Annotated in this window: 22 protein-coding genes; 7 read left to right on the top strand and 15 right to left on the bottom strand. The window is 63.4% G+C overall.

Features of this window, described 5'->3' with window-relative positions:
* Positions 1-156 precede the first annotated feature (156 nt).
* The 3 genes from putA (at position 157) to FVE66_RS15865 (ending at position 6,195) form a co-directional block, all read left to right on the top strand.
* Positions 157-3,723 (top strand): bifunctional proline dehydrogenase/L-glutamate gamma-semialdehyde dehydrogenase PutA, encoded by a 3,567-nt coding sequence (putA, locus tag FVE66_RS15875; protein ID WP_151448422.1) that lies wholly within the window; start codon positions 157-159, stop codon positions 3,721-3,723.
* A gap of 159 nt (positions 3,724-3,882) precedes the next feature.
* Entirely contained in the window at positions 3,883-4,335 is a 453-nt protein-coding gene (locus FVE66_RS15870; RefSeq protein WP_151448421.1) for a CesT family type III secretion system chaperone, read from the top strand.
* Positions 4,336-4,728: 393 nt separating this feature from the next.
* Complete coding sequence (locus FVE66_RS15865; protein ID WP_151448420.1) at positions 4,729-6,195, top strand: hypothetical protein; 1,467 nt, start codon at positions 4,729-4,731, stop codon at positions 6,193-6,195.
* Positions 6,196-6,221: 26 nt separating this feature from the next.
* On the opposite strand, the gene FVE66_RS15860 is transcribed toward FVE66_RS15865, so the two are convergent.
* The 13 genes from FVE66_RS15860 to FVE66_RS15800 all read right to left on the bottom strand — a co-directional run bounded on the left by FVE66_RS15860 (position 6,222) and on the right by FVE66_RS15800 (position 18,109).
* The gene (locus FVE66_RS15860; RefSeq protein ID WP_194164402.1) at positions 6,222-7,439 is read right to left on the bottom strand and encodes a THUMP domain-containing class I SAM-dependent RNA methyltransferase; all 1,218 of its coding nucleotides are present in this window, start codon (positions 7,437-7,439) and stop codon (positions 6,222-6,224) included.
* A 112-nt stretch (positions 7,440-7,551) separates the two neighbouring features.
* On the bottom strand, positions 7,552-8,154 hold the full coding sequence (locus FVE66_RS15855; protein WP_151448418.1) for a 2-hydroxychromene-2-carboxylate isomerase: 603 nt from the start codon (positions 8,152-8,154) through the stop codon (positions 7,552-7,554).
* Positions 8,155-8,174: 20 nt separating this feature from the next.
* Positions 8,175-8,597 carry a CopD family protein gene (locus FVE66_RS15850; RefSeq protein ID WP_151448417.1) on the bottom strand — a complete coding sequence of 141 codons (423 nt, stop codon included), beginning with the start codon at positions 8,595-8,597 and terminating at the stop codon, positions 8,175-8,177.
* A gap of 72 nt (positions 8,598-8,669) precedes the next feature.
* A complete protein-coding gene (locus FVE66_RS15845; RefSeq protein ID WP_151448416.1) occupies positions 8,670-9,935 on the bottom strand; it encodes a glutamate-5-semialdehyde dehydrogenase in 1,266 nt (421 codons plus the stop codon).
* Positions 9,936-10,069: 134 nt separating this feature from the next.
* Positions 10,070-11,086: a DNA polymerase III subunit delta gene (gene holA / locus FVE66_RS15840; protein WP_151448415.1), complete on the bottom strand. Its 1,017-nt coding sequence runs from the start codon at positions 11,084-11,086 to the stop codon at positions 10,070-10,072.
* 10 nt (positions 11,087-11,096) lie between these two features.
* Positions 11,097-11,618 (bottom strand): LPS-assembly lipoprotein LptE, encoded by a 522-nt coding sequence (locus FVE66_RS15835; protein WP_151448414.1) that lies wholly within the window; start codon positions 11,616-11,618, stop codon positions 11,097-11,099.
* An 82-nt stretch (positions 11,619-11,700) separates the two neighbouring features.
* Positions 11,701-14,349, bottom strand: a complete 2,649-nt coding sequence (gene leuS, locus FVE66_RS15830; RefSeq protein ID WP_151448413.1) for a leucine--tRNA ligase — start codon at positions 14,347-14,349, stop codon at positions 11,701-11,703.
* A gap of 113 nt (positions 14,350-14,462) precedes the next feature.
* Positions 14,463-14,789 (bottom strand): barstar family protein, encoded by a 327-nt coding sequence (locus tag FVE66_RS15825; RefSeq protein ID WP_151448412.1) that lies wholly within the window; start codon positions 14,787-14,789, stop codon positions 14,463-14,465.
* Positions 14,776-15,228, bottom strand: coding sequence for an ExbD/TolR family protein (locus FVE66_RS15820; protein ID WP_151448411.1), 453 nt, complete (start codon positions 15,226-15,228; stop codon positions 14,776-14,778). The genes FVE66_RS15825 and FVE66_RS15820 overlap by 14 nt, the downstream gene beginning before the upstream one ends.
* A 9-nt stretch (positions 15,229-15,237) precedes the next feature.
* Positions 15,238-15,942, bottom strand: coding sequence for a MotA/TolQ/ExbB proton channel family protein (locus FVE66_RS15815; RefSeq protein WP_151448410.1), 705 nt, complete (start codon positions 15,940-15,942; stop codon positions 15,238-15,240).
* A gap of 42 nt (positions 15,943-15,984) precedes the next feature.
* Entirely contained in the window at positions 15,985-16,683 is a 699-nt protein-coding gene (locus FVE66_RS20615) for an energy transducer TonB (protein WP_151448409.1), read from the bottom strand.
* 45 nt (positions 16,684-16,728) lie between these two features.
* Positions 16,729-17,535, bottom strand: coding sequence for a 4-hydroxy-tetrahydrodipicolinate reductase (gene dapB, locus FVE66_RS15805; RefSeq protein ID WP_151448408.1), 807 nt, complete (start codon positions 17,533-17,535; stop codon positions 16,729-16,731).
* Between the two features lie 7 nt (positions 17,536-17,542).
* A complete protein-coding gene (locus FVE66_RS15800; protein WP_241673244.1) occupies positions 17,543-18,109 on the bottom strand; it encodes an outer membrane protein assembly factor BamE in 567 nt (188 codons plus the stop codon).
* A 77-nt stretch (positions 18,110-18,186) separates the two neighbouring features.
* Here FVE66_RS15800 and fur point away from each other — a divergent pair, with 77 nt between their 5' ends.
* Complete coding sequence (fur, locus tag FVE66_RS15795) at positions 18,187-18,624, top strand: ferric iron uptake transcriptional regulator (RefSeq protein WP_151448407.1); 438 nt, start codon at positions 18,187-18,189, stop codon at positions 18,622-18,624.
* Positions 18,625-18,748: 124 nt separating this feature from the next.
* Here fur and hrcA read toward each other — a convergent pair whose 3' ends face one another.
* Positions 18,749-19,774 carry a heat-inducible transcriptional repressor HrcA gene (hrcA, locus tag FVE66_RS15790; RefSeq protein WP_151448406.1) on the bottom strand — a complete coding sequence of 342 codons (1,026 nt, stop codon included), beginning with the start codon at positions 19,772-19,774 and terminating at the stop codon, positions 18,749-18,751.
* Between the two features lie 17 nt (positions 19,775-19,791).
* Positions 19,792-20,583, bottom strand: coding sequence for an HAD family hydrolase (locus FVE66_RS15785; RefSeq protein WP_338325392.1), 792 nt, complete (start codon positions 20,581-20,583; stop codon positions 19,792-19,794).
* A 38-nt stretch (positions 20,584-20,621) separates the two neighbouring features.
* Here FVE66_RS15785 and FVE66_RS15780 point away from each other — a divergent pair, with 38 nt between their 5' ends.
* Genes FVE66_RS15780 through hemH form a run of 3 tightly spaced genes read left to right on the top strand, consistent with a single transcriptional unit; the run spans position 20,622 to position 24,396 of the window.
* Positions 20,622-21,539, top strand: a complete 918-nt coding sequence (locus FVE66_RS15780; RefSeq protein WP_151448405.1) for an NAD kinase — start codon at positions 20,622-20,624, stop codon at positions 21,537-21,539.
* 60 nt (positions 21,540-21,599) lie between these two features.
* Positions 21,600-23,252 (top strand): DNA repair protein RecN, encoded by a 1,653-nt coding sequence (gene recN / locus FVE66_RS15775; RefSeq protein ID WP_151448404.1) that lies wholly within the window; start codon positions 21,600-21,602, stop codon positions 23,250-23,252.
* Between the two features lie 37 nt (positions 23,253-23,289).
* Positions 23,290-24,396, top strand: a complete 1,107-nt coding sequence (gene hemH / locus FVE66_RS15770; protein WP_151448403.1) for a ferrochelatase — start codon at positions 23,290-23,292, stop codon at positions 24,394-24,396.
* Positions 24,397-24,505 lie beyond the last annotated feature (109 nt).

The following is a 24,505-nucleotide window of genomic DNA, read 5'->3' as shown; positions in this document are numbered from 1 at the left end:
CCCGGAGTCCGGGTCGGCGGGTTCCAATCATCCAAAGATTGAGCAAACCCGGGATTGATGCGGCGCATTCCTGCGTAGCATGGTGCCCACTGCTCACCACTTTCCGTCCCCTCTGTCCGTTCTGTCCGTTCCGTACCCTTTGCAGTGTGCGCATTCATGTCCAGCCCACCTATCGCTCCGCACCCTTCGGCGCCACCGCTGTTTTCACGAATTGGAGGGCTTGCTGCACCGTCCCTGCTACTGGCGCAGGTCAGGGACGCCTGCCGTCTTGACGAGCGCGAGGCCGTGCGCGCGCTACTGGCACAGCAGCCGGCGATAGATGGCACGCGGCAGCCGGCGCAGGCGCTTGCACGCCACTTGGTCGAACGGCTGCGCGGCGAACGCAGCCAGGCCAGCGGCATCGATGCGTTGATGCATGAATTCTCGCTGTCGTCCGACGAGGGCGTGGCGCTGATGTGCCTGGCCGAGGCACTGCTGCGCATACCGGACAATCCGACCCGCGACCGCTTGATTGCAGACAAGATCGGTCGCGGTAACTGGAGGAATCACCTGGGCGCATCGCCCTCGCTGTTCGTGAATGCTGCTGCATGGGGCCTGCTGATCACCGGCAGGCTGGTGGCAACGCATAGCGAACATGGCTTGGGCGGCCGTTTGAACCGCTTGCTGGCCCGTGGCGGAGAGCCGGTCGTGCGTGCCGGCGTCGATCTTGCGATGCGCTTGCTGGGCAAACAATTCGTTTGTGGCGAGAGCATCGACCAGGCGCTGGAGAACAGCCGTCCGAACCAGCAGCGCGGCTATCGCTATTCCTATGACATGCTGGGCGAAGCAGCCCTGACCGAGGACGATGCGCAGGCCTGTTACCAGGCGTACCAGGACGCGATCCATGCGATCGGCGCAGCGGCGGCAGGGCGCGGGGTGAGGGCAGGCCCGGGCGTCTCCGTCAAGCTTTCCGCGCTGCATCCCCGCTACTGCCGTGCCCAGCGCGAGCGCGTGCTGTCCGAACTGCTGCCGCGGCTGCGTGAACTTGCCGTGCTGGCGCGCGGCTATGGCATCGGACTCAACATCGACGCCGAAGAGTCGGACCGGCTTGAACTGTCGATGGCGTTGCTGGAGCGGCTCGCGTTCGACGCCAGCCTGCGCGGTTTCGACGGCATCGGATTCGTGGTGCAGGCTTACCAGAAGCGCTGTCCGTTCGTGATCTCCTGGCTGGCCGATCTCGCCCGCCGCAGCGGCCAGCGCTTCATGGTCCGGCTGGTGAAGGGGGCTTACTGGGACGCCGAGATCAAGCGCGCGCAAGTGGACGGCATGCCGGGCTACCCGGTTTTTACGCGCAAGGAATATACCGATGTCTGCTACCTGGTGTGCGCGCGCAAGCTGCTGGCCCATCACGATCTGTTCTATCCGCAGTTCGCCACTCATAACGCGCATACGCTGGCTACCATTCATCACTGGGCGCAGGAGACGGGTGTCGACGATTTCGAATTCCAGTGCCTGCATGGCATGGGCGAGAGCCTGTATGACCAGGTCATCGGCGCGCAGGGGCTGGGCCGCGCCTGCCGCATTTATGCGCCGGTCGGCTCGCACCAGACACTGCTTGCCTACCTGGTGCGCAGGTTGCTGGAAAACGGCGCCAACTCATCATTCGTGAACAGGTTGCTGGATCAGTCGATTGCGGTCGAGGAATTGATCGCGGACCCATTCGACGCCGCACGAGCGCTTGAGGGCGAGCCGCATCCGGCCATTCCCTTGCCGCAGCACCTGTTCGGCAACGAGCGGCGCAATTCGGCTGGCATCGACCTGAATAGCGACCAGGTGCTGGACGAACTCGCCGTGAAGCTGCAAGCCTGGTCCACCGTGCGCTGGCAAGTGCAGCCGCTGGTGGTCCACACGCCATCGACATCGTCGACATCGTCATCACCATCGCCATCCGCGTTCCTGCCGGTGCTCAATCCCGCCGACCATGGAGATAGGGTGGCCGACGTGCTTCAGGCGCAGGCCCTGGATGTCGGTCTCGCCGCGGCCAGCGCGCAGCAGGCGGCAGCGGGATGGGTGGCACGTGCGGCCGGGGAGCGTTCGGCGATCCTGTCGGGCGCGGCCGATCTGCTGCAGGAAAACATGCCGGAGTTGCTGGCCCTGATCGTTCGTGAAGCGGGCCGGACCTTGCCGGCCGCAGTTGGCGAGGTACGCGAGGCGATCGACTTCCTGCGTTACTACGCCGTGCAGTCGCGCCGGCTCGGCGCCAGGCAGCCGCTGGGCGTGGTCGCCTGCATCTCGCCGTGGAATTTTCCGCTCGCGATTTTCGTCGGGCAGGTCAGCGCTGCACTGGCGGCAGGCAACGCAGTCCTGGCCAAGCCGGCTGAACAGACGCCCGCCACCGCTGCGCTCGCAGTGCGGCTGCTCCATCAGGCCGGCGTGCCGCAGGCGGTGCTGCAACTGTTGCCCGGAACCGGGGAGGCCATCGGCGCTGCGCTGGTGGCCAACCGGCAGATCGACGGCGTGATGTTTACCGGCTCGACCGAGGTGGCTGCGCGCATTCAGGCAAGGCTGCTGCAGCGGGCGGCGGAAGAGACCCGGGTCATTCCGCTGGTCGCCGAGACTGGCGGCCAGAACGTGATGCTGGTCGATTCCAGCGCCTTGCCGGAGCAGGTCGTGCAGGACGCGCTGGTCTCCGCCTTCGACAGTGGCGGCCAGCGTTGTTCCGCGCTGCGCGTGCTTTGCCTGCAGGAAGAAATTGCCGACCGGGTGCTGACCATGCTGCGAGGGGCCGTTCAGGAATGGCGGCTTGGCCGTCCGGACCGGCTGGATGTCGATGTCGGCCCCGTCATCGACCGTGCGGCGCAGGAACAATTGCGGACTCACGTGGAGAAGATGCGCGCCCGCGGCCTGTCCGTATGGGAACTTGCGTTGCCGGATGGACTTCCTTCCGGGTCATACTTCCCGCCGACCGTGATCGGGATTGACTCGCTGGACCAACTGGATCGGGAAGTGTTCGGACCAGTGCTGCATGTCCTGCGCTACCGCCGCGAGCAGCTGCCCACCTTGTTGCAGGCAGTCAAGGCCACCGGTTACGGCCTCACCCTTGGCATTCATACCCGCATCGATGAAACCATCGAAACAGTGGTCCGGTCGGCGCAGGTCGGCAATATCTATGTCAACCGGAACATGATCGGTGCGGTGGTCGGGGTCCAGCCTTTCGGCGGGATGGGAAAGTCGGGGACAGGGCCGAAGGCTGGCGGACCGCACTACCTGTTACGCCTGGTCCGGGATTCCCCGGGCCAGGATCCGGCGCAGGAAATCCAGCTTCCCGGGCCGACCGGCGAATCCAGCAGCCTTCGCTGGCGGCCGCGCGGTCCGGTGCTGTGTATCAGCGATGACAGCGCGCTGCTGTTGCGCATGATCCGGCTGGTGCTCGACACCGGAAACCAGCCGCTGCTGCTCGCGTGGCAGGCCGCTGCGGCGCAGGGTGTGCTTTTGCCGGTGTGGGCGCAGGTCGGAATCACCGGAACCGTCGGGCAACTAAGCGGCCCCCCCGCGGAGGCGATGATTCTTGCCGACCAGCCGGCATTGCCCGGTCTCGCCAGTCACGAATTCAAGGATGGTCCGCCGCTGATATTTCCGGTGATTGCAGGCGTGTTGCCGCCGCGGTGGATGATGCGTGCCGAGCAGACGGTCACAATCAATACTGCTGCTGCCGGCGGCAACGCTGCGCTGCTGAGGCTGTAGCCTGCTGGAATCACACCCACAGATCACACCCACAGATCACGATTGCAACATTTGTTCGGCAAAGGAACAAATGTTCGGAAATTGTCACTCAGGGGCAGAGCAGGCGCTTCATCTGCCGAGCATCGGCATTCCCGATTTCTGGCCTTCAGGACATTCAAGATGACGCATTCCGAATTTCGCGACCTGTGCCGTGCTACTTGCCTGGCGCTGGATCTGCCCGACACGGAGCAACTCGGCGAGCATGGCCAGATCGAGGTCGACGGCGTCAGCATCGGAGCGTACTTCGACGAAGAAACCGATATCGCCATTCATTGCTATGTCGATCTCGGCGAAGTGGATGCCGCCTCCAGGCAGGAAATATTCGCAGAGTTGCTGCAGTTCAACCTCGAATTGGGGCGCATGCATGGCGAGGCCTTGGGATTCGATGCGGATAGCGGGCGTGCAGTGCTGCGCTCGGAGATCCGGAACCCGGACCAATGCGACGGTGGACAGATGGCCGGGTTGTTCCGGGATTACGCATTGTTCGCACGGGAATTTCGCGCCGGGGACAATCTGGAGAGCGCCGGCAGCGCCGACAGCGGCCAAGCGGCGATGCAGGGCTTGCTGGCTTGAGACTGAGCTTGTGATTTCAAGAATGAATCCGCCTGCTGCGGATTCATTCTTGAATTTCTGTGCGGAGATGGAACAAAGCCGCCAGGAGCTTCACTCACCCCGCGTCCGGCACCATCACTTTCCCTTTTCGTCGGCTGGAGAAATATCATGAATAACGTACGTTCGAAAATTTCAGCCAGCAAGCTGGCCCAGGCAATCCCCAAGGCTGCACGCAACGTGCAAAAGTCACTGAGCCGTGGCCTCGCAGCTATCAACGCAAGGCGCCGTTCGGCAGCAACCAAGCTCGCCGACCAGTTCGTTGCCAGGAAGCGCGATATCGGTGGACTACGGACGGATCAAAAAGTCCGGTTCAGCGATGCGCATGAGGAGCCGCAATACAAGCCGGGACCGGCAGTGTCTCCTGCCGCCGAGGCCATTCGGCAGCAGCGCCTGGACGCACTGGTGGAGCAGGGACGACGGCAAGCCTTCGTTCTTCCTGCGATCGTGGCGGTCGAGCAGCATGCCCTGATCGAAGATTTGCAAGTACCCCAGCGGGCTGTCCGGGTGGCGGCGATTGAAGATCTGCAAGCGCCCCAGCGGGCAGTCCTGATGCCAATGCCCGAACTGGGCAGCGCTCCGGCAAACTGGAACCCGGGCGGCGGGCTGGTCAAGGATGGCGCGAAAAGCACCGCGCCGGGGATCGAGGCAGAAAGCGAGGCGCTGGCTTTGTCGGATGAACAAACTCGTCGAGCCGAAGTAGATGCCAATACGACGACGCTCGATTCAGCCACGGCGGACGTGGATGAATTTCTCGCCGCGCTGGACATCGATGGGCTGGAAAGGGATTACGAAAAATTCCAGGCGCTCGAGGGCAAGCTTGGGAAGCTGCAGGAAGATGTACAGCGCTTGGTAAGTCCAACCACTCCAGCCACCGGCTCTGTGGATGAACTCATCGCGGCGCTGGACATTGAGGGGCTGGAAAAGGATCTCGAAAAATTTCAGGCGCTCGACGGCAAAGTAGCGAAATTGCAGGCAGAAATACAGAGCCTGACAAGCCCGGCCACGCCAGTTGGCTTGGCCGGACACCGGGACAGCGCAGTCAAGGGGACGGCGCCCTCCCCCAAACAAAATGCTACTGCACAGCCCCGAACAAAGAAGACCGCGGCGAAGGAGGCTTCAGTGGGCGGCCCCGGCCCGACGGCCGCCGCTGACGCCAGTGCCGGCCGGCAATCCGGGACCGCCCTGGAAAAGCTGCGCGCCCAAGCCTGGCAGGCCAAGGAGAAGCTCAAGGACAAGGTGGAACGCGCGCGCATCGCCGGGGATTCCGCGCATCGGCAGCAGAGCAAGGACCTCCACAAGCTCATGCCCGGCTCGCTGCGCGAGTCGATCAAGGAACAGGATGCCGCCCAGTATCTGGATTTCGTCCTTCTCGGCAAAGGCGTGGGCAAGCAGGGCTGGAAAAAAGCAACCTCGACATTGGCCGGCGAGAACGATGGCCGCTTGTACCTGCTTGGCGCGCTGCAGGCCCGGTCAAAATTGGAAAAGGCGGCGGAATCGGTTGCGGACGAGGACATCTTCGTTTCCCGATTTGTGCGCGCGATGCCCGACCTGCCGGCCGCGACGAAAAGCCTGATAAGCGAGCAACTGGAAAAATTCAGCAACGACCGCCGGCCCACCGCAACGGACAAGACCAACTGGGCCGCCAGGAATGCGCGGATGGCCACCTGGTCACATTCCCCGTCCAGCATCGTGTCAGCAGCCCTGGAAAGCATCCAGGATCCGGTCTTGCGGCATTCATGCCGCTCCTGGTTCGAAGGGGCAATGCGCAGCTTGAAGGAGTGGAAGGGCCCGTCGCCCGCCGCATCCCGGAACGAAGCGTGATGATGGCGCCAGCCAGCCCGTCGCCCTCAGGGGGCGTCGGGCTTGGCCTGCTCCCTCCGGTTGAACCCGGCCACCATCTCGAATTTGAACAACCTGCATTCCAGCGCGCCGTTGAAAAACGGCGTCTTGCGTGATTCTTTCAACCTCAGCATCTTCGGCAGGCCAAGGTCGGCCGTGAACAGGAACACCTGCCAGCCGGCGAAGCGCTGTTTCAGGGTCGTGCTGAAGGCGCTGAAAAAGGCGGTCGCCATTTCATCTTCGGGCGTGGTCGTGTCGCCGCGCATTCCGATCCGCTCGCCATACGGCGGATTGGTCAGGATGATGCCGGGTTGCCCGCTCGGCGGCTTGATTTCCTGCGCTTCGATCTGCTTGAGCGGCACGTCAAAAGTGATGCCGGCGCTGAGCAGGTTGTTGCGGGTCATGACGATCATGTCGCCCGAGATGTCGCTGCCGAAAATGGTCGGCGTGGTGGGCAAGGGGCGTCGCTTCACCTCGTTGCGGATCGCCTGCCATTCTTCATTCACGAATCCCTTGAAACGCTCGAATGCGAAACTGCGCTTGCCGCCGGCCGGTATGCCGGCCAGCATCTGCGCGGCTTCGGCGATGATGGTGCCAGAGCCGCACATCGGGTCGAGCAGGATCATGCCCGGCTTCCACCCGGCTGCGCGCAGCAGGCCTGCGGCAAGGTTTTCGCGCAGCGGCGCGTCGCCGGTCTCCTGGCGCCAGCCGCGCTTGAACAGCGGTTCCCCCGATGTGTCGAGGTAGAGCGTGAAGCTGCGCTGGTCGACAAAGCCGACGATGCGCATGTCCGGCGCACGCGTGTCCACCGAAGGCCGGTCGCCGCAATAGTCGCGAAAGCGGTCGACGATGGCATCCTTGATCTTGAGCGTCGTGAATTCCAGGCTTTTCAGCGGCGACTTGATTGCGGTGACATCGACCCGGATCGTGCGGCTCACATCGAACCAGTCTTCCCAGGCCTGCGCCAGCGTCAGGTCGTAGATGTCGTTTTCGTTGACATAGCTGCCGTGCGCCATGCGCAGCAGCACGCGCGAGGCAATGCGCGTATGCAGGTTGATCCGGTAAGCGTCGGACAGCACGCCCGAGCAGTGGACGCCGCCCGGAACCTGGTTGTGGACCTTCAGCGTCGGCGTCTGCTGGGCGATTTCCTGCAGCTCTTCTGCCAGCGCGCCTTCCAGGCCGCGCGGGCAGGGGCAGAAAAATGAGCGGGGTGTGGGTTGTGCCATCAGGGGTTCCTTTTTTCCTTGGGACGACAGGCCGGATGCCTTTCGTCAACTTGTAATGTTGAGATGTTGATTGTGGCCGAAAACGGGCTGAAAGCGGGCTGTCAAGCGGCCGTCATCGATAGAGTGCGCGTTCGACAAATTCCAGCCGGTCCTGTCCCCAGAACCCCTCGCCATCGACCACGTACCACGGCGCGCCAAACACATTGGCGGCCATCGCATCCTCGGTATTGCGGTCGTACTCGGCCTGCACGCTGGCAGTCTCGGACGACTTCAGCAGCGACTTGCCGTCATGGCCGCATTCATTGGCGATTGCCACCAGGGTATCGGCGTCGCTGATATTCCTTTCTTCCGCCCATACTGCACGCATCACCGCGCCGGTCAGCTTCAGCGCGGCGCTGGTTCCATGTGCGAGCTGGGTCGCAATGATCAGCTTTGCTGCCGGGTCACCGCCGACGGGAAAAAATTTCGGCTGCAGGTTGAGCGGGATGCCAAGGTGTTCGCTCCAGCGTTTCAGCTCCAGCAAGCGGTAAGCTTGCCGTTGCGGCGGACGCTTCGCCAGGGGCAGGCCGCCCGAGACGCTGAAAACCTTTCCGATGTCGCAGGGTTTCAGGTTCACCGCCACGCCGGCCTTGTTTGCCATGGCGACAAAGCGCTCATGGCCGAGATAGGCCCAGGGGGAGGGCGGGGCGAAATAGTAGTCGCAAGTCTTTGCCATGGCAGAAGCTCCGATTGGTTTCAGAAAGGTTTGATGACGACCAGCAGGATGATCAGCAGCAGAAGTATGACCGGCACTTCATTGAACCAGCGATACCATTTGTGACTGCGGGTATTGCGCGCTGTTTCAAACTTTTTCAGCAGCGACCCGCAGGCATGGTGATAGCCGATCACCAGGATGACCAGCGCCAGCTTGGCATGCATCCAGCCATTGCCCGGCCCCTTGCCGATCCCGTAACCCAGCCACAACCACAGGCCGAAAACCACCGCCGGCACCGCCAGCAGGGTCATGAAGCGGTACAGCTTGCGTGCCATCAGCAACAATCTCTCGATCGCCGCCGGCGTTGTCTCGTCGGCGAGATTGACAAAAATCCTGGGCAGGTAAAACAGGCCTGCAAACCACGAAATAAGAAACAGCAGGTGCAGCGACTTTACCCAGAGCATGTCGGCTTCCGAAAGATGTCATTGATTGTTGTTGCCTGGCGGCCCGCAGGGATGCCGCCAGTCCGGCAGTGCTCAGCGCCGCACTTCGCCGTGCCCCAGCACAACGTATTTCACCGAGGTCAGGCCTTCCAGCCCGACCGGTCCGCGCGCGTGCAGCTTGTCATTCGAAATGCCGATCTCGGCGCCAAGGCCGTATTCGAAGCCGTCGGCGAAGCGGGTCGAGGCGTTCACCATGACGGACGCAGAATCCACCTCGCGCAGGAAACGCATGGCGCGGGAGTAGTCCTCGGTGACGATGGAGTCGGTATGTTTCGACGAATAGGTGCTGATGTGGTCCATCGCTTCGTCCAGCCCTTCCACCACCTTGACGGCGAGGATGGGCGCCAGGTATTCGGTATGCCAGTCCTCCTCGCTTGCTGCGGCCAGGTAAGGGTAGCCGGCAAGGATGGCACGCGCTTCTTCATCGGCGCGCAGTTCCACCTTTTCGCCCTGGTACAGCGGCGCCAGCCTGGGCAGCACGCTCGCTGCAAGCGCGCGCGACACCAGCAGGGTTTCCATCGTATTGCAGGTGCCGTAACGATGGCACTTGGCATTGAACGCGATCGGCACCGCTTTCGCCAAGTCGGCCGAATCGTCGATGTACACATGGCAGATGCCGTCCAGGTGCTTGATCATCGGCACCCGTGATTCTTTCATCAGGCGCTCGATCAGGCTCTTGCCGCCGCGCGGCACGATCACGTCCACGTACTCGGGCATCGTGATCAGCGCGCCCACCGCAGCGCGGTCGGTGGTTTCGACGATCTGGACTGCGTCCGCCGGCAGGCCGGCTGCCGCCAGGCCTTCCTGCACCAGCTTCGCCAGCGCCTGGTTGCAGTGGATCGCTTCCGAGCCGCCGCGCAGGATGGTGGCGTTGCCGCTCTTGATGCACAGGCCTGCGGCATCCACGGTGACGTTGGGGCGGGCCTCGTAGATGATGCCGATGACGCCCAGCGGAACCCGCATCTGGCCGACCTGGATGCCGCTCGGGCGGTACTTCATGTTGGAAATCTCGCCGATCGGGTCGGCCAGGGCGGCAATCTGTTCCAGGCCTTCGGCCATGGTGTCGATTGCTTTCTGCGACAGGGTCAGGCGGTCGAGCATGGCTGCGTCCAGGCCGTTCTGGCGGGCCTGGGCCAAGTCTTGCTCGTTGGCCGCGCGCAGGTCGGCAGCGTCGCGGCGGATTGCCGCGGCGATCTGCAGCAGCGCCTTGTTCCTGGCTGCGGTGTCGGCTTTCGCCATTGCCCGCGATGCGGCGCGGGCCCGCTGGCCGAGTTCGTTCATGTACTGGTTGATGTCCATCGGTCCTGCCTGTAGTTGCGGTCGTGTGGTTACGGTCGTGTAGTTACGGTCGTGCAGTTACTGTCGTGTAGCAACTGCCGGATGCTATCAGCCTTGTGCCGGCGGCGATGCTTGCCGGCTGGTGGCGCGCAGCTTCAGCCGCGGGCTATTTTCAATCCCAACTGCAGCAGCGCATCCCATGGATCGCCGGCGAATTCCTTCGCGCGCAGCCCCTTTACCATCTTGTCGACCTGGGCCGCCTGGTGCAGCGCTGCTTCGATGCTTGCACGCGACAATCGCTGCAGAGCAGGCTCCATCAGCCGCTCGCGCGGGCCCCAGATCCGGTATTCCTTGAGCAAGGCTGACACCGGCTTTCCGGCCTCCATTCCGCTTTTCAGCTTGGCCAGCGTGCGCAGTTCTTCGGCGACCGCCCATAGCACCAACGGCAGCGCTTCGCCTTCGCCCTTCAGGCCTTCGAGCATGCGCACCAGCCGTGCGGCGTCGCCGGACAGCATCGCTTCGTTCAGCTTGAACACATCATACCGTGCGACATTCAGCACTGCATCGTGGATCTGGTCGAAGGACAGCGGTCCGGCGCCATGCAGCAGGCCCAGTTTCTGGATCTCCTGGTGCGCCGCAAGCAGGTTGCCCTCGACCCGCTCGGCAATGAACACCAGCCCTTGCCGGTCCGCGCTCTGTCCCTGCGCTGCCAGCCTGGCGCCTATCCATGCCGGCAACTGGCTGCGTTCCACCAGTGGAATGTCGATGTACACGCTGGCCTTCTGCAGCGCCGCCACCCACGCCGCCTTCTGCGTCGCCCAATCCAGCTTTGGCAGGGAGATCAGCGTCACATTGTCGGGGGACAGGTCGGAAACATAGTCCTGCAGCGCCTGGCCGCCATCCTTGCCCGGCTTGCCGCCGGGAATGCGCAGCTCGATCAGCTTCTTGTCGCCGAACAGGGATTGCGACTGGTTTGCCGCCAGCAGCGAATTCCATTTGAAGCTGCGGTCGACCGCCAGCACGTCGCGTTCGGTATGGCCGGCGGCGCGGGCGGCGCGCCGGATCCGGTCCGCCGCCTCCAGCGCAAGCAGATGCTCGTCGCTGGTGATCACATAGAGCGGAGCGAGGGTTTTTGCGAGGTGGCCTTCGAGGGCGTCGGCGCGCAGCTGCATTGACCGACTCCTACTGAACCACCGGCTGCGGCGGGGCCAGCGGCCGGGTAGCGGCAATACGGCGCAGCAACTGGCCGACCATGTCGGACTGCATGTCGCGGTACAGCGTCACTTCCTCGCCTTCCTTGGCCAGCACCTTCGATTCATCGAAGCTCAGCGTGCGTTGCACCACGACCTGCGTGGTCGGAAGCAGCTCGCGGTTGGCCTGGTCCTTGATACGGAAATTGACACGCAGGTTCAGGGTGTATTCGCGCACCCGTCCCTGGCTGTTGAGCGAAAGGATCTGGCGGTCGCGTGTCTCGGCCAGCAGTTCCACTACACCCTCGGCCGCCTTGCTGTCTTCCACCACCGTGGTGGAGCCGCTGCGCGCCAGCCGCCGCTTGAGGTCGATGCCGACACCGGTCGGGGAGATGTACAGCGTGCTGAACGGCAGCACTGCCGACTGGCCGGAGCCCCGCAGCTGGAAGCCGCAGGCGGACAGCAGCAGCACTGCCGCCACTGCGAAAACACTTGCTGCCATCCTTGCCTGCATGCCACTGCTCCTGATCTTCAAAAATCCCAAGATTGCCAATTTTTCCGAGTGTCCCGATCTTCCCGATCTTCCCGATTTTCTGTCAGGCAACGATGTTGACCAGCTTGCCCGGCACCACGATCACTTTCTTTGGCGTGCCGGTGATGAATCTGGCCACGCTTTCGCTGGCCAGCGCAGCCGCTTCGATGCTGGCACGGTCGGCGTCTTTCGCAACCTTGATGCTGCCGCGCAGCTTGCCGTTGACCTGCACCATCATTTCGATTTCCGCCTGCTCCAGCGCAGCGGTATCGACCTGCGGCCATGGTGCGTCGAGCAGATCGCCCAGGACCTTTGCATAGCCCAGTTCTTCCCATAGTGCGTGGGTGATGTGCGGCGCCACCGGGTTCAGCATGCGCAGGAAAATGCTCAGGCCTTCGGTCAACACTGCGTGCGAGGCCGGCGTGTCGTCCAGCTTTGCGCCTTCCAGCGTATTGAGCATCTTCATGCAGGCCGACACCACCGTGTTGTACTGGATGCGGCGGTAGTCGTTGTCCGCCTGCTGCAGGATCTTGTGCAGTTCGCGGCGCAGCGCCTTGTGGTTTTCGGTCAGGTCGGCCAGGTTGATCGTGGCATCCGGAACGACCCGTGCCGCAAAGTGGACGGAGAAGTTCCAGACCCGGCGCAGGAAGCGGTTCGCGCCTTCGACGCCAGCGCCCGACCATTCCAGCGTCTGCTCCGGCGGCGACGCGAACATGGTGAACAGCCGGGCCGTGTCGGCGCCGTACTGGTCGATCTGGGCCTGGGGGTCGATGCCGTTGTTCTTGGACTTCGACATTTTTTCGGTGCCGCCGATCTGTACCGGCTGGCCGTCCGATTTCAACTTGGCTGCGACCGGCCGGCCGCGCTCGTCGGTCGTCAATTCGACGTCTTCCGGGTTGAACCAGGTGAACTTGCCGTCCGCGGCTTCGCGGAAATAGGTCTCGTTGAGCACCATGCCCTGGGTCAGCAGGTTGGTGAACGGCTCGTCGAACTTGATCAGCCCGAAATCGCGCATCACCTTGGTCCAGAATCGGGCGTACAGCAGGTGCAGCACGGCGTGCTCGATGCCGCCGATGTACTGGTCCATCGGCATCCAGTAGTCGTTGCGGGAATCGACCATCGCATCGGTGCTGCCGGGCGAGCAATAGCGCATGTAATACCAGGACGAATCGACAAAGGTGTCCATCGTGTCGGTTTCGCGCCGGGCCGCGGTGCCGCACCGGGGGCAGTCGACGTGCAGGAAAGCCTGGTGCTTGTTGAGCGGATTGCCGCTGCCGTCAGGCACGCAGTCCTCTGGCAGCACGACCGGCAGGTCCTTTTCAGGCACCGGCACTTCGCCGCACTGCGGGCAGTGGATCATCGGGATCGGCGTGCCCCAGTAGCGCTGGCGCGAAATGCCCCAGTCGCGCAGGCGGTAGGTGATCTTCTTTTCACCCAGTTGCAGGGACGCCAGGTCCGCAGCCACTGCCTCGATCGCGTCCGGGTAAGCCAGGCCGTCGTATTTGCCAGAGGCGATGCAGCGGCCATTTTCCTTGTCGCCGTACCATTCCTGCCATTCGGCGGTGGAGAAGTCGCGGCCTTCGACCGCAACCACTTGCTTGATCTGCAAGCCGTACTTGCCGGCGAACGCGAAGTCACGCTCGTCGTGCGCCGGCACGCCCATCACGGCGCCGTCGCCGTAGGTCATCAGCACATAATTGCCGACCCAGACCGGAACCTGCTCGCCAGTCAGCGGATGGGTGACGGACAGGCCGGTCGGCATGCCCTTCTTTTCCATCGTGGCCATGTCGGCTTCGATCACGCTGCCCTTCTTGCATTCGGCGATGAATTCGGCCAGCGCCGGATTGGCGGCGGCCGCATGTGTGGCCAGCGGATGCTCGGGCGCGACTGCGCAGAACGTGACGCCCATGATGGTGTCGGCGCGGGTGGTGAATACCCACAGCTTGCCGTCATTGATTGCGGCGCCGGCGCTGTCCCGGATGTCGTGCGGGAACGCAAAGCGTACTCCCACCGACTTGCCGATCCAGTTCGACTGCATGATGCGCACACGCTCCGGCCAGCCGGGCAGCTTGTTGTCGACGAAGTCCAGCAACTCTTCCGCATAGTCGGTGATGCGCGCGTAGTACATCGGTATCTCGCGCTTCTCGATCAGCGCGCCCGAACGCCAGCCGCGGCCGTCGATCACCTGCTCGTTGGCCAGCACGGTCTGGTCGATCGGATCCCAGTTAACGGTGCCGGTCTTGCGGTAGATGATGCCCTTCTCGAGCATCTTCAGGAACATCCACTGGTTCCACTTGTAATAATCCGGCTTGCAGGCGGTCATCTCGCGCGACCAGTCGATTGCCAGCCCCATCGCCCGCATCTGCTGCTTCATGTGCTCGATGTTGGAATAGGTCCACTGGGCCGGCGGCACCTTGTTCGCCATTGCCGCGTTTTCCGCAGGCATGCCGAACGCGTCCCAGCCCATGGGCATCAGCACGTTGTAGCCGCTCATGCGCAGGTAGCGGTACATCACGTCGTTGATCGTGTAGTTGCGCACATGGCCCATGTGCAGCTTGCCGGAAGGGTAGGGCAGCATCGAGCAGGCGTAGAATTTCTTCTTCTCGCGGCCGTTGCGGTCGACCGCATGCTCTACGGCCTTGTAGGCCGAGATGCGTTCCCAGTGCTGTTGCGCCGATTTTTCGACATCGGACGGGTTGTATTTTTCTTGCATGACGAGTGCTGCTTGGGGTGAGGTGGAACCGGCCATTATACTGGCTGGCGCACCGCTCATGCGGCTGCGTGGGCTGGCTGGCGCATCGTTCATGCGGCCACGAGGGCCTGCAGTCAGCGCAGATCGAGCGCCAGCATCGGCAACTGTCCCGCTTCCTCGCATCGCAGGTTCACTTCCTCCACGCCCTGTTCCAGCAACTTCAGGACCTCAGGGGCGGATTTCTTCAGGACGCCGGCATGGCTGACGACAATATGCAGCACCTCGTCCGGGCCCAGCACGAAGCGTGACATTCCGTCATCGTCGCGCAGCCCGGACATGCAATCGATCCAGGCACTCAGGTTGTTGCCATAAAATTCAGGGAAGCCGAACGCCTCCCGGCAAGTCCGGTGAAACCCTTCCCGGGTCACCAGCTTGCGGCCGTCCAGATCAGCGCTTGCCATCCTGTTTCCCCGTTGCGGTGTCCTTGGGATCGGTCACGAAGCCGAGCCGGGACAGGCCGCTGCCCTGCGCCGCAGCCATGACTTGTGCGATCACTTCATAGCGCGTCGACTTGTCGGCCCGCAGCTGTATCTCCGGCTGCGGCTTTTTTTGCGCAGCAGCGGCCAGGCGGCTGTTCAGTTCAGGCATGTCGATCGCGGCAGCGCCGTTGTCCCAGAAAACTGCGCCCTTGGCGTCGATCGAGAGCGTGACCGTATCGGGCTTTTCCGGGGCCGCCGCAGCGGACGCCGCCGGCAAGTCGAGCTTGATTGCGTGCGTGAACAGCGGCGCCGTGATGATGAAGATCACCAGCAGCACCAGCATCACGTCCACCATCGGGGTGACATTGATGTCCGACATGGGCGCCGGTTGCTGGTTGTCGTTGAATCCGCCGAATGCCATGGCCAGTCCTTACTGTTTGCCGATGCGGGCGCCTGTCGTCAGGAAGGCGTGCAGGTCGTGGGCGAAACCGTCCAGTTCCGCAAGGGTGATGCGGTTGACGCGCGTGAAGGCGTTATAGGCCAGCACGGCGGGAATGGCCACGACCAGGCCCAGCGCGGTCATGATCAGCGCTTCGCCGACGGGGCCGGCAACCTTGTCGATCTGCACGGTTCCGCTGGCAGAAACCGCCAGCAGGGCATGGTAAATGCCCCACACCGTGCCGAACAATCCTACGAAAGGGGCGGTGGAGCCGACTGACGCCAGCAAGGTCAGTCCGCTTTCCAGTCGTGCCGACACCCGGTTGATTTCCTGCCGCAGCGTGCGGGTAATCAGCTCGCCCGGATCGGCCGCGGCATTCAGTGATTTTTCCTGGGCGCTGACGTTTGCCGCTTCCGCCGACCGGGCCGCCAGCGGCGTGTAGACGTTCTCGGAGTCGGCACTGCGCAGCTGCGCGATGGCGTCGTCGAGCGACGGTGCTTTCCAGAAGGCTTCCACGGCGGCAGCGCTGCGGCGGATCCGCCACGAACTCCAGGATTTGGACAGGATGTAGAACCAGCTGATCACCGACATCAGCAGCAGGATGTAGGCGACCGTATGGGAAACCGCATCGCCCTGGGCCCAGTAATGGGCCAGGCCAGGGCTGGCAGCGGCAGGATTGGCGAGAGTGGGGTTCATTGTTGTCGGTTGTCCGTTGTCTTCTTGCGCCGGGTCGGCGGGTCAATTCCTGAGGGTGAATGTTACAGGAACGAGATACCACTCCGTCACGGGTTTTCCATCACGGGTGGCGGGGATGAAACGCCACTCCTTCACTGCGTCGCGGGCGGCCTCGTCCAGCATCGGGAAACCGCTCGAGGTGCGGATCTCGACGGCGCCGGCATTGCCGTCGGCCTTGACCTGCACCCGCAGCAGCACGGTGCCCTGCTCGCCATAGCGGCGCGACAGGGCAGGCTGCACCGGCTTGCGATTGTTGGCTGCGTAGCCGGCGGGAATCGAGACCCCGGTCGGGGCGGGAGTCGGTGCTGCCGCCGGCGCTGTTGGTGCAGCCGGCGCTGTTGGCGCGACCGGAGCCGGCGCTGCTGGCGTGATCGGCGCCGTCGAAGCCGTCGGGGCTTCCGGCCTCGGCACGGCTGGCGGTGCGGCCGGCGCGGGCCGCGCCGGTGTTGGCGGCCTGGCGGCAGCCTCCGGCTGCTGCGGCTTCTGGCGTTGCGGTTTCGGCGCTACCGGCGGCGCAGGAACAGCCGCGGGCGCGGGCGGTTGCGGTTTTGGCTCCGGCTTCGGCTCCGGCTTGAGCAGCACCATCGTGACTGGCGGTGGCGCTGGCGGGTGCTTGCCCGCTTGCAGGGCGATCAGGCCGAGGAGGCCGGCATGCAGCAGCAGCGAGATCGCAACGGCAGCCGATGTCCGTGACAGTCTCATCGTCGCTGGAAATGCCGGTTGGTTTGCGCTTCCAGGCGGGCCGTGTCAGCGGAGGCCGAGCACATCCTGCATGTCGTACAGGCCGGTTTCGCGCCCGGCCAGGAAGCGCGCGGCTCGCATGCTGCCGTGGGCATAGGTGACGCGGCTGGACGACTTGTGGGTGATTTCCACGCGTTCGCCGATGCCGGCGAACAGCACGGTATGGTCGCCGACGATGTCGCCGCCACGGATGGTCGCAAAACCGATCGACGAGGGGTCGCGTTCGCCAGTCACGCCTTCGCGCGCATAAACCGCCACGTCGTCGAGCTTGCGGCCCAGCGCACCGGCAATGACTTCGCCCATCTTCAGCGCGGTTCCGGAGGGTGCATCGACCTTGTAGCGATGGTGGGCTTCGATGATCTCGATATCGTAGCCTTCCGAGAAGCTCTTTGCTGCCATTTCCAGCAGCTTCATCGTGACGTTGACGCCTACGCTCATGTTCGGTGCGAACACGATCGCCGTCCGGCGCGCCGCCTCGGCTATGGCGGCCTTGCCGGCCTCGTCGAAGCCGGTGGTGCCGATGATCATCTTGATGCCGTTTTCGGCACAGTAAGCCAGGTGCTTCAGGGTCCCTTCGGGACGGGTGAAGTCGATCAGGAATTGCGACGACGCCAGGGCGCGAGAAAGGTCGGAATCGATGGCGACACCGGCCGGCTTGCCGAGGAAGGACGCAGCGTCGGAGCCGATGCCCGGCGTGCCGGGCAGGTCCAGCGCGCCGGCGAGCTCGGCGTCGTCGGCGTTGACGATGGCTTCAATCAGCATGCGGCCCATCCGGCCGGATGCGCCGGCAACGGCAATTTTCATTTTTGTCATGGCGGTACTACCTGGGTTCGTTGGCGGTCGATGGTGCGCGCGGGGCAGCCGGTTTCAGGTCGCCTGCGGGTTTTTTCGGCGGCGCCTTGCCGGCAATGCGGGCGAGGTATTCTTCTTCGCTTGGCAGGTTGCCGCCTTCCCATCTTTCAAGCCGGCTGTCGCGGAAATGCAGGGTCAGCCTGCTGCGCGTGGTTTCGCCGTTCCCGCGTTTCATGTCGAATATGTAATCCCAGCGGTTGCCATGAAACAGGTCGGTCAGCAGCGGCGTTCCCAGTACGAAGCGGACCTGGTCGGGCGTCATGCCGGGCTTGAGCTGGGCAACCATCTCGCCGGAGATGAAGTTGCCTTGCTGGATGTCAGTGCGGTAGGGCGTCAGGAAACCGAAGCGGCGTTTTTCCTGCAATGTTTGCACGCCGGAGGCAGATGCGGAGGCAGGCGCAGCGGCCGCGACGGATGGCGCAGCCCGGGCTGCGCCATCGTCCATCAGCGGATTCTTGTAGGCGCAGCCGCCAAGCAGGACGCCCGTGAGCGCAATTGCAATGCAAGCGGCACGGGAGGGGAACAGCATGCGCATGAGTCGTCTCTCTGATTTCAGCAAGGGGTCAACAAACGCTATATGATAAAGCAGATAAGCAATCCACAGACTACCCCATGTCCAACTCCGCCCCCGATCTCAAGGCCAGCGGCCTGAAAGCGACCCTGCCGCGGGTAAAGATCCTTGAAATTTTCCAGAACAGCTCGGTGCGTCACCTGAGCGCGGAGGATATCTACAAAGTACTGCTCGGCGAGAACCTCGATGTCGGCCTTGCAACCGTATACCGTGTGCTGACCCAGTTCGAACAGGCAGGCTTGCTGCATCGCAATCACTTCGAAACCGGCAAGGCCGTGTTCGAACTGAACGAGGGATCGCATCATGACCACCTGGTCTGCCTCGACTGCGGACGGGTCGAGGAATTCTACGACGAGGAAATTGAAAAACGGCAGCAGAAGGTCGCGGCGGAACGCGGTTTCAGCATTGCCGAACACGCGCTTGCGCTCTACGGCAACTGCACCAAGACAAATTGCCCTTACCGGTCGCGCCAGGGGTAATGACCTGACAGGGCGCAGCCGCAGCCGGATGCGGGAATCAAGAAGCGGTCGTCCTGGCGGCTTGCCAGCGCCTTATTGCTTGCCCGGTGGGCTGGCTCAGTGCGGATGGCTCAGTGCGGATGGCTCAGTGCGGATGGCTCAGTGCGCTGCTGAGCAGTTTTGCGGTGATGTCGACAATCGGTATTACCCGTTCATAGGCCATCCTTGTCGGCCCGACCACGCCCAGCGTGCCGACCACCCTGCCGTCCACTTCGTACGGCGCGGTGACGACACTCATTTCTTCCATCGGGACCAGATTCGATTCGCCGCCGATGAAGATCTGCACGCCGGTCGCCTTGCTCGACACGTCCAGCAACTGCATCAGGCTGGTTTTCTGGTCGAACAGATCGAACAGCTTGCGCAGCGAACCCATGTTGGAAGACAGGTCTGCCACCGACAGCAGGTTGCGCTCACCCGAAATGACGACGTCGTCGCTTTCCTCCGCCATGGCGTCGTTGCCGGCCTCGACTGCTGCGTGCAGCAACCGGGTCATGTCATCGCGCAATTGCCGCAATTCCGCAGTCAGGCGCATGCGGATGTCCTCGAAACGCTGGCCGCTGTAATGCTGGTTCAGGAAGTTCGCGGCCTCGACCAGTTGCGAGGGCGTGTAGTCGACATCGGTCAGGAGCAGCCGGTTCTGCACTTCGCCGCTGGGACTGACAATGACGAGCAGGATGCGCCGCTCCGAGAGACGGATGAAATCGAGCTGCTTGAAGGCGGAATCGCGCTTTGGCGTCAGCACCACGCCGGCGAAATGCGACAGCGACGACAATACCTGGGCGGCATTGGAGATGATCTTTTGCGGCGTGCCGTTCGCCAGTTTCGGGTGCATCCGGGATTCGACCGCGCCATCGTCCACAGCCTGCACCGTCAGCAGCGTATCGACAAAAAAACGATAGCCGCGTGGCGTCGGTATGCGGCCGGCCGAGGTATGCGGACTGGCTACGAATCCCATCTCCTCCAGGTCGGCCATGATGTTGCGTATGGTCGCCGGTGACAGTTCCAGCCCGGAAATCCGGGACAGCGAACGCGAGCCGACCGGCTGCCCGTCCGCGATATAACGTTCGACCAGTGCCTTCAGTAAAGTCTGCGCGCGTTTATCCAGTTGCATGCGAGCTATTCTAGCGGTCAGCGGCCACCGGTGCCAGAAGTAGTGTGCAACCAGTGTTCCAGGGCATACAAGTTTGTACAAATGGCATCGGGAGCGACGTGTGCGGGCATCACCCGGGTCGCTCGTTCACCTTCGCGGTCCATCCAGACGCCTTTCAGCCCGGCCCGTTGGGCTCCTTCGACGTCGAGCAGCGGGTCATCGCCCACATACACGGCTTCTTGCGGCGCGACGCCCAGCAATTCGCACGCGGCCAGGAAAATTTTCGGGTCGGGTTTCCCGGTCCCGAAGCGATATGCCGCAATGCTGGAGCGGAAATGATGGCTCAGGCCGATTGCGCCGAGATCGGCCGGTCCGTTGGAAATAGTGCCCAGCAGCCAATGTTCCGAGAGCCGCGGCAGCACCGGCTGCACGTCCTCGAAAAGATCGACCCGGTTGCGGGCCCGGTTGAAGATATCCATCGCATTCCCGACCCGGGAACTGTCCTCGTTGCATTCACTGAATGCTGCGCTCAGTCCCGCATGGCGCAGACCGATCATGTCGAAGCGGAAATGTGGGGTCGACCTCAGCAGTTCCATCCGCCGCGCGCGCAGGGCCTCGATGGTGAATCGTTCGGTCACCGCAGGGGCATGGGTCCGGAGCCATTCGTACATGTCCTGCTCGGCGCGGGCGATAACCGGCGCAATCGGCCACAAGGTGTCGTCGAGGTCGAACAGAACGGCTTTTATGGAAGGCATGACGGGTATCTGTTTCGGGTTGTGCTGCGCGCGCTGTGCTGCTCGGGCTGTGCGCGGCCGGCAGCGCGTGCGCATCGTACATCGGGTTGAATAATTATGGTCTAATCTGCAGCATGCCGCTCCCAGAATCCCGCACGGACACGATCCAGTACAAATCAATTGCGATTGTCGGCAAGCCGCTTGCTGCCGGCATCTCCCGCACGCTCTTCGAGCTGGCGGAATTCCTGCGCGCGTCCGGGCGCACCGTGTGGTTCGAATCCGACACTGCGCGCAGTATCAAAGCCGCCGGATATGCGGCATTGACGCCGGCCGAAATCGGGCAGCAGGCAGATGCGGCGATCGTGGTTGGCGGCGACGGCACCATGCTGGGGATCGCCCGCCAGCTTGCGCCCTTCAACGTGCCGCTGATCGGGATCAACCAGGGGCGGCTCGGGTTCATGACCGACATTCCATGCGAACGCATGCTGCCCGCGCTGACTGCGATGCTCGAGGGCGACTACGAGTCGGAGCAGCGCTCGCTGCTTGCCGGGAAAGTCGTGCGCAACGGGGCATCCATCTTCGATGCGCTGGCATTCAACGACGTCGTGGTCGCACGTGGAACCGGCGCCGGCATGGTTGAACTCCGGGTCGATGTGGACGGCCATTTCATGTACAACCAGCGTTCCGACGGCTTGATCGTCGCCACGCCGACCGGATCGACCGCCTATTCCTTGTCGGCCGGAGGGCCGCTGCTGCATCCCAGCCTGGGCGGAGTCGTGCTGGTGCCGATTGCGCCGCACGCCTTGTCGAATCGTCCGATCGTCGTTCCCGACAAGAGCGAAATCGTGATCGAAGTGGTGGCCGGACGCAACGTCAGTGTAAATTTCGACATGCAATCCCTGGCTCGCCTGGAGCACCGTGACCAGGTCGTGATCCGCCGTTCGGCGCACACCGTTACCTTCCTGCATCCGCACGGCTGGAGCTATTACCACACGCTGCGTGAGAAGCTGCACTGGAATGAATATCCGTCGGTCGACGGGCAGTTAAAATAATCCGCGGAAATCCTCCGCTTCCCCTAGTCCCAGTTCCCGCCACCCAGTTCCGCCACGCCCATGCTGCGCTCACTATCCATACGCGACTTTGTCATCGTTGACGCCATCGACATCGAACTCGCGCCTGGCTTTACCGTATTCACGGGCGAGACCGGCGCCGGCAAATCGATCCTGATCGACGCCCTTGCGCTCGCCCTCGGCGGCCGGGGCGATGCCAGCGTGGTTCGCGAAGGCGCCGCGCGCGCCGACATCAGCGCCGAATTCAGCCTGCCGCCGCAGGCAGTGCCGTGGCTGCAGGAACAGGCCATGGAAGGCGATGGCGACGCGGTCCTGCTGCGGCGGGTGGTCGACGGCGCCGGGCGCTCGAAGGCATTCATCAATGGCACGGCGGCCACCGCAACCCAGTTGCGCGAACTGGGCGAAATGCTGGTCGACATTCATGGCCAGCATGCGCATCAGTCCCTGCTGCGCGCCGATGCCCAACGTGTGCTGCTGGACCAGCAGGCGGGCCTGGAGTCGCAGGTGCGGGCAGTGGCCGCAGCCTGGAAGACGTGGCGCGCGGTAGCGCGCCAGCGCGAGGAATTCGAATCGAACGCCCGCGGCGTGTTGCTCGAGCGCGAGCGGCTGGAGTGGCAGGTCGGTGAACTGGAAAGGCTGGCGCTCAAGCCCGGCGAGTGGGCCGAGGTGACGCTGGAGCAGAGCCGGCTGGCGAATGCGGCCGCCCTCATCGAAGGCTCACAGGAAGCCCTGGATGAAATATCCGAATCCGAGACCGGCGCCATGCTTTCGCGTCTCTCCTCTCTCGAACACAAGCTGGCGCGGCTGGCCGAAATCGACAGTGGCCTGAAACCGGTGATGGAGGCGCTCGAGCCGGCGCGTATCCAGCTGCAGGAAGCCGCCTATTCGCTCAAGGACTACCTGAACCGCGTGGAGCTGGACCCGCAGCGGCTGCGCGAGGTCGAGGCGCGGGTCGAGGTACTCCATGGTGCTGCCCGCAAGTTCCGCATGGCGCCGGACGAATTGCCCCAGGAATACCACCGCCTATGCGCCGAGCTGGAACAGCTGGCGCAGGCCAGCGACATGGAAAGCCTGCGCGCGCAGGAACAGAAATTGGCGGATGAATACCACAGCCTGGCGGGGCGCCTGTCGCAAGCGCGTTCGAAGGCGGCGCTGGCCCTTTCCAAGGCGGTGACGGAAGCAATGCAGGACCTGAGCATGGCCGGCGGACGGCTGGAGATTGTCTTGCGCTCGTGCGAGCCTGCCAGCTACGGCATGGAGCAGGTCGAGTTCCTGGTGGCCGGGCATGCGGGCACTACGCCGCGGCCACTGCAAAAGGTCGCATCAGGCGGCGAGCTGGCGCGTATTTCGCTGGCCATCTCGGTCATCACCTCCGACGCCACTGCCACGCCGACGCTGATTTTCGACGAGGTCGACAGCGGCATAGGCGGCGCGGTCGCCGAGGTGGTAGGGCGACTGCTGAAGCGGCTCGGCCATGACCGGCAGGTATTGTGCGTCACCCACCTGCCGCAGGTTGCCAGCCAGGCCAACCAGCATTTTCAGGTCAGCAAGGCCGCCGGCGACGGCAAGCGGACGGTCTCGCGCATCACGCCATTGGACAGCAAGGGGCGGGTGGAAGAAGTGGCGCGGATGCTGGGCGGGGTGGAAATCACGGCGACCACGCGCAAGCATGCGAGGGAGTTGCTGGCGTTGTGAGGTGCAGGCGCATCCCCCCGTATAATCTGCCCCCATCATGCGATTCAAACCCGAACCCCCCTACGAGCACGGCACTCCCTCGCGCACAGCGATCGTCCTGGTCAACCTTGGCACGCCCGATGCGCCGACCGCGAAGGCGGTGCGGCCCTACCTGAAGCAATTCCTGTCCGATCCCCGCGTGGTAGAGATCCCGCGCCTGGTCTGGTGGATCATCCTGAACCTGTTCATCCTGCCGCTGCGCTCCGGCAAATCAGCGCATAAATATGCATCGATCTGGAGCGCCACGGGCTCGCCGCTGAAGCACCATACGCAGATGCAGGCAAGCCTGCTGGGACAGCGGCTGGCGCAGCGCGGCCACGAGGTGGAGGTCGCCTATGCGATGCGCTATGGCAGCCCTTCGGTGGAGTCGGTGCTGGACGAAATGAAGAGCCGCGGCTGCGACCGCGTCCTGGTGGTGCCGGCCTATCCGCAGTATTCGGGCACCACCACGGCATCGGTCTGGGATGCAGTTTTTTCACACTATGCGCGTGTGCGGAATGTGCCGGAACTGAGGCTGGTCAGGAATTATCACGACCAGGAAGGCTACATCGAAGCGCTGCAAGCCGCGGTCAACCGTCATTGGGATGCCCATGGACAGTCAGACAAGCTGGTGATGAGCTTCCATGGCGTGCCCAAGCGCACGCTGACGCTGGGCGACCCCTACCACTGTGAATGCTACAAGACCGCCCGCCTGCTGGCGCAGAGGCTGGGGCTGGCACCCGAGCAGTACCTCGTCACCTTCCAGTCCCGCTTCGGAAAGGCCGAGTGGCTGCAGCCCTACACCGCGCCCACGCTGCAGGAACTGGCGCGCCAGGGCGTCAAGCGGGTCGACGTCATCTGCCCCGGTTTTGTCGCCGACTGCCTGGAGACCCTGGAAGAGATTGCCATGGAAGTACGCACCGACTTCCTGACCGCCGGCGGAGCGGAGTTTCACTACATTCCCTGCCTGAACGAATCGCCGGAATGGATTGAAAGCCTGGCCGGCATCTGCGAGCAGCACATGCTCGGCTGGCCCACGCTGTCCGGCCCCCTGGAGCGCGAACAAAACGAGCGCGACAACGCCCTGTCGCGTGAGCGGGCGTTGGCATTGGGCGCCCCGCAATAAGCCATCCTCCGCTGGCTTAATGCCAGAATGGCACGGATACGCCGGACATCGCTATCCATGCCACGGCGAGCAGCGAGTAGAGAATGATCGAGGCGGAAATAAGGTGCAG

Origin of the sequence: Lacisediminimonas profundi (assembly GCF_008831265.1) — a bacterium.
In the GTDB taxonomy this organism is placed as follows: Bacteria; Pseudomonadota; Gammaproteobacteria; order Burkholderiales; family Burkholderiaceae_D; genus Lacisediminimonas; species Lacisediminimonas profundi.
Note: the sequence above shows the minus strand (reverse complement) of the source record. Positions and strands in the feature narration are given on the sequence as shown.

Coding starts and splice junctions, on each gene's coding strand:
- FVE66_RS15785 (WP_338325392.1), bottom strand. CDS start 20,583: ATGCGCACGCGCTGCCGGCCGCGCACAGCCCGAGCAGCACAGCGCGCG.
- FVE66_RS15860 (WP_194164402.1), bottom strand. CDS start 7,439: ATGGCACAACCCACACCCCGCTCATTTTTCTGCCCCTGCCCGCGCGGC.
- FVE66_RS15800 (WP_241673244.1), bottom strand. CDS start 18,109: ATGCGCATGCTGTTCCCCTCCCGTGCCGCTTGCATTGCAATTGCGCTC.
- FVE66_RS15870 (WP_151448421.1), top strand. CDS start 3,883: ATGACGCATTCCGAATTTCGCGACCTGTGCCGTGCTACTTGCCTGGCG.
- FVE66_RS15780 (WP_151448405.1), top strand. CDS start 20,622: ATGCCGCTCCCAGAATCCCGCACGGACACGATCCAGTACAAATCAATT.
- recN (WP_151448404.1), top strand. CDS start 21,600: ATGCTGCGCTCACTATCCATACGCGACTTTGTCATCGTTGACGCCATC.
- FVE66_RS20615 (WP_151448409.1), bottom strand. CDS start 16,683: ATGAGACTGTCACGGACATCGGCTGCCGTTGCGATCTCGCTGCTGCTG.
- putA (WP_151448422.1), top strand. CDS start 157: ATGTCCAGCCCACCTATCGCTCCGCACCCTTCGGCGCCACCGCTGTTT.
- FVE66_RS15850 (WP_151448417.1), bottom strand. CDS start 8,597: ATGCTCTGGGTAAAGTCGCTGCACCTGCTGTTTCTTATTTCGTGGTTT.
- FVE66_RS15820 (WP_151448411.1), bottom strand. CDS start 15,228: ATGGCATTCGGCGGATTCAACGACAACCAGCAACCGGCGCCCATGTCG.
- hemH (WP_151448403.1), top strand. CDS start 23,290: ATGCGATTCAAACCCGAACCCCCCTACGAGCACGGCACTCCCTCGCGC.
- FVE66_RS15835 (WP_151448414.1), bottom strand. CDS start 11,618: ATGCAGGCAAGGATGGCAGCAAGTGTTTTCGCAGTGGCGGCAGTGCTG.
- FVE66_RS15855 (WP_151448418.1), bottom strand. CDS start 8,154: ATGGCAAAGACTTGCGACTACTATTTCGCCCCGCCCTCCCCCTGGGCC.
- leuS (WP_151448413.1), bottom strand. CDS start 14,349: ATGCAAGAAAAATACAACCCGTCCGATGTCGAAAAATCGGCGCAACAG.
- FVE66_RS15825 (WP_151448412.1), bottom strand. CDS start 14,789: ATGGCAAGCGCTGATCTGGACGGCCGCAAGCTGGTGACCCGGGAAGGG.
- holA (WP_151448415.1), bottom strand. CDS start 11,086: ATGCAGCTGCGCGCCGACGCCCTCGAAGGCCACCTCGCAAAAACCCTC.
- FVE66_RS15815 (WP_151448410.1), bottom strand. CDS start 15,942: ATGAACCCCACTCTCGCCAATCCTGCCGCTGCCAGCCCTGGCCTGGCC.
- FVE66_RS15845 (WP_151448416.1), bottom strand. CDS start 9,935: ATGGACATCAACCAGTACATGAACGAACTCGGCCAGCGGGCCCGCGCC.
- hrcA (WP_151448406.1), bottom strand. CDS start 19,774: ATGCAACTGGATAAACGCGCGCAGACTTTACTGAAGGCACTGGTCGAA.
- fur (WP_151448407.1), top strand. CDS start 18,187: ATGTCCAACTCCGCCCCCGATCTCAAGGCCAGCGGCCTGAAAGCGACC.
- dapB (WP_151448408.1), bottom strand. CDS start 17,535: ATGACAAAAATGAAAATTGCCGTTGCCGGCGCATCCGGCCGGATGGGC.